3 protein-coding genes are annotated in these 4,089 nt (G+C 49.7%); all 3 read right to left on the bottom strand.

Annotated elements, in window-relative coordinates:
• Positions 1 to 257: 257 nt before the first annotated feature.
• A complete protein-coding gene (aroB, locus tag ABYT30_RS16525) occupies positions 258 to 1,343 on the bottom strand; it encodes a 3-dehydroquinate synthase (RefSeq protein ID WP_373084651.1) in 1,086 nt (361 codons plus the stop codon).
• A gap of 54 nt (positions 1,344 to 1,397) precedes the next feature.
• Positions 1,398 to 1,934 carry a shikimate kinase AroK gene (gene aroK, locus ABYT30_RS16520; RefSeq protein ID WP_373097549.1) on the bottom strand — a complete coding sequence of 179 codons (537 nt, stop codon included), beginning with the start codon at positions 1,932 to 1,934 and terminating at the stop codon, positions 1,398 to 1,400.
• A gap of 6 nt (positions 1,935 to 1,940) precedes the next feature.
• A partial coding sequence (locus ABYT30_RS16515) for a type IV pilus secretin PilQ (protein WP_373097548.1) occupies positions 1,941 to 4,089 on the bottom strand: 2,149 nt, incomplete at its 5' end.

Genomic DNA, 4,089 nt, shown 5'->3' with positions numbered 1-4,089 from the left:
CTGGCGGTGCCCTGCATATGGGCAATCAGGCCAAAGCCACAGTTATCGCGCACATCATCAGGTCTGTACAGGCCTGTACTCATAAAACGACTCTCGCAAAATTACTAAGAAAAACAAAAAGATAGTCGGAAAGAATGTTTCGGGATTTTACACATACCCGAAAAAAGGAGTGACATTCTACACGGACGGAGCACCAGCGACAAACTTCGTCCGATCCGGCGATCAATATTTAATCAATCACCCGCAAATAATGACAGCTAAGCACTAACACCGGCGGCAAGCAATACTTGGCTAATCATTTCAATACTCGCCTCAGAACTGACCACCGCTTCACCCAAACCAGTCAACAATATCAGGCGTAATTGGCCATCCAATACTTTTTTATCACGCCCCATCAGCTGCAAAAATTGATCCACATTCATATTTGCCGGCGGCGCAACGGGTAGACCAGCCTTTGTTAACAAAGCCAGGCCCCGCGCTTCAACTTCCGCCTCTAGCCACGCCATTTTAACGGAGAGCGCTAAAGCCAATGCCGTACCGGCGCCAACTGCTTCGCCATGCAGCCAGTTACCGTAGCCTTCTGCCGTTTCAATTGCGTGACCGAAGGTGTGGCCGAGATTTAAAATAGCGCGCCGACCACCCTCTCTCTCATCTTCCGCAACGACCGCAGCTTTATTTACGCAGCTGCGGTACACGGCCTCGCTCAATAAATCCGCGTCGCGAGCCATTAATGCGCTTATATTTTCCTCTAACCAAACAAAAAAATCGGCATCACATATCAAACCATATTTAATAACTTCGGCCATGCCTGCCGCAAACTCGCGATCTGGCAAGGTTTTTAACAATTCCAAATCAGCTAGGACACAATTGGGCTGATGAAACGCCCCAATCATATTTTTGCCTAAGGGATGGTTAACCCCAGTTTTACCCCCAACAGAGGAATCCACCATCGCCAGTAACGTCGTCGGAATCTGAATAAACTGTACACCGCGTTGATAGCAGGCTGCGGCAAAACCACACATATCACCAACCACCCCGCCACCAAGCGCAATAAGCGTTGTGCTGCGGTTGTGATTTTCTTGCAGCAAAGTATCAAAAATCGTTTCCAATACAGCCAAGGTTTTATGCGCCTCACCATCTGGCAAGATCACTTCACAGACCGATTTACCCACTAACTGCTGCTTTAGTGCGGCCATATAAAGCGGTGCAATAGTGTCATTACTCACAATACAAACTTGCTTGCCACTGATATATTTCAGCCACAGCGGGCCATCAGCCAAGATGCCGGGCGCGATAAAAATGGGATAGCTGCGCGCTCCCAAATCGACTTCGAGGTGTTTCATTAATATGTGTCCGGGAAAAGAGTATGGTGCCCCTAGACAGGGACACCTAGTATATCAATAGTGCGCGCTAAGGTCGCTGGCGCCAAGTTGTTCACACAATTCTTGAACAACTGATTTCGGGGTGCGATTATCGGTCAATACCGTGTAATCCGCAATTTCTTCGTAAAGAGGCTCGCGCTGGGCCATTAAATTCCGCAAGGTCGTACCGGGATCCCCATTTTGCAATAAGGGCCGTTTGCGATCTCGGGCAGTGCGTCGCACCTGTTCTTCTACCGAGGTCTTAAGATAAATGACCGTGCCGCGCGCCACCATCAATTTGCGGCTAACGCCCCGCAATACAGCGCCACCACCAGTCGAGATAACGACCTGAGAGCCGTCACTTAACTCCGCCAACATACTCTCTTCGCGATCCCGAAAGCCCTCTTCGCCCTCCATATCGAAGATCCAAGGAATATCGACACCACTGCGCTCTTCAATCTCGCGATCAACATCACAGAATTCAAAGCGCAGGGTCTCTGCTAGCAAGCGGCCAATAGTGCTTTTACCTGCCCCCATTGGCCCGACCAAAAATACCGCACCGGACTTCATCATCAGCAATTAATCTACCAAACTGTCGGCGAGAATCCGCGGCGTAATAAAGATCAAGGTCTCCTGCTTCTCACGGGTCACTGTGGTGGTTTTAAATAAATGCCCGATAAAGGGAATATCGCCAAGTAAAGGCACTTTTGTCTCTGACTCGATATCAATTTGGTCATAAACCCCACCGAGCACGACCGTTTCGCCATTACTCACTAAAACGCGGGTTTTCAATTCAGTGGTATCGATCGTCGGCACCTGACCACCCAAACCCGTGGAAATAACCAGCGAACCAATTGTGTCCTGGTTGATCGTTAAATCCATAATAATTCGATCGTCAGGTGTGATAATGGGCGTTACATCGAGTTTCAACACCGCCTCTTTAAAGGCTATCGTGGTTTCACCATTCGCTGAAGATTGAGGATAAGGAATCTCTGTACCCGACTTGATAATTGCAGGTTCTTTATCACCAGTAACGACACGAGGCTGCGATACGATCTCGCCGCGCCCCTTCGACTCCAGCGCCGACAATTCCAGGTTCAACAAAACGTCAGGGCTGATAAAGCCCAAGGCGAAGGAACCTGCCGCGCCAGAGACGCCCAGATCCGTCACCAAACCCGGCACCGCATTATAGGTCGGAGAACCCGCAGCCAAGGCGCTCAGGTAATTATTCTGGGTCGCTTGATCGCTTGCCAAATCGCCATTGGCGGAATAGACCTTATCACCGTCCTGTTTGACATAAGCACCACCCCACTTGACCCCCAATGAGCGGTCAAAGTCGGAGCTCGCGCGCACGATACGCGCTTCAATTTGCACTTGGCGAACAGGCACATCGATCAAGGCAATAAGACGACGAAACTCATCCAAGCGCTCAGCCGTTTCCGTGATCAGCAATGAGTTCGTCCGTTCATCAACAATCACCGTACCCCGCGGTGAAAGTATACTGCCGGTAGAAGGGCCGTCATTGTTGCCATTATTATTGTTGCCGTCACGGTCACCATTGCGCGAAAACAACTTAAATAACTCCGCAGCATCGGCATAGCGCACCCGAATAAATTCACTTTGCAAAGGCGCCAATTCTTCGACTTGTTTCTGAGCTTCGATCTCCTGGCGCTCGCGCTCAGAAATCTCAGCGGCTGGTGCAACCATCAAAACATTGCCAACCTGACGCTTATCCAGACCCTTGGTTTTAAGCACCAGTTCTAAGGCCTGATCCCAAGGTACATTTTGCAAGCGCAGCGTGATATTACCTTTAACCGTATCACTCGCGACAAGGTTAAGTTCGGTGAAATCAGCAATAAGCTGTAGCACTGAGCGAACTTCAATGTCTTGGAAATTAAGCGACAGTTTCTCACCCACATAAGCAAATTCGCGACGGCGATCAGCCACTTCTTTCTTTGTTAGCGGCTTAACACTCACCACATATCCAGTATCGGTTTGATACGCGAGATAGTCGTACTCGCCCTTGGCTTCAATTGCTAACTTCGCGCCTTTCTCGCCCATACGCGCTTCGATCGATTGCACTGGCGTTGCGAAATCAACAACGTCAAAGCGGCGCTGCAGGCTTGCTGGCAAACCAACTCCGCCTAAATCGACTTTAATTTTAGACCCTTCTACATAGACATTAATGTCTGCTTTGGCGTCAGCTAATTGAATAACTAAGCGACCTTCGCCCTTATCACCGCGGCGAAAATCAAGATCTGTAATATTATTTGCTGCTGGCGCCGCAGGTTTTGATGAGGACACTATTGGACTATTGTATTTTTCTTTGAGGTAAGCCTGACCACCACCACTGCCAACTTCAACGACCAACACATTGCCTTCTGCCCGGGTCTGATATGACGCGAGCTTAACCAAGTTCAGCACCACTCGGGTTCGATCACGTCCCTCTAACACCACGGCACTACTGGCATTATCGTAGGCTAAGGGGAATTTTTTCTGGGAAAGCTTGTTCCCAGTCGCCACCAAATCGAGGGCAATTCGAGCCGGCTTTTCTATTGTATAGCCCTTCACTTCGGGCGCCGGACCGTCAAAAGTGAAACGCGCCTCGAAGCTACCGCCTTGGAGCGAGTTAAACTGTACATCCGTTAAGTTAGCTGCTGAAGCCGCAATCGACGCCAACAACAAACAAACCCCACCAAGGATCTGCCGCCCCATTTTAATGGTCGCG

It is taken from the genome of Zhongshania sp. (assembly GCF_041623545.1).
Taxonomy (GTDB): domain Bacteria; phylum Pseudomonadota; class Gammaproteobacteria; order Pseudomonadales; family Spongiibacteraceae; genus Spongiibacter.
This window is presented reverse-complemented; position numbering and strand designations above follow the sequence as displayed.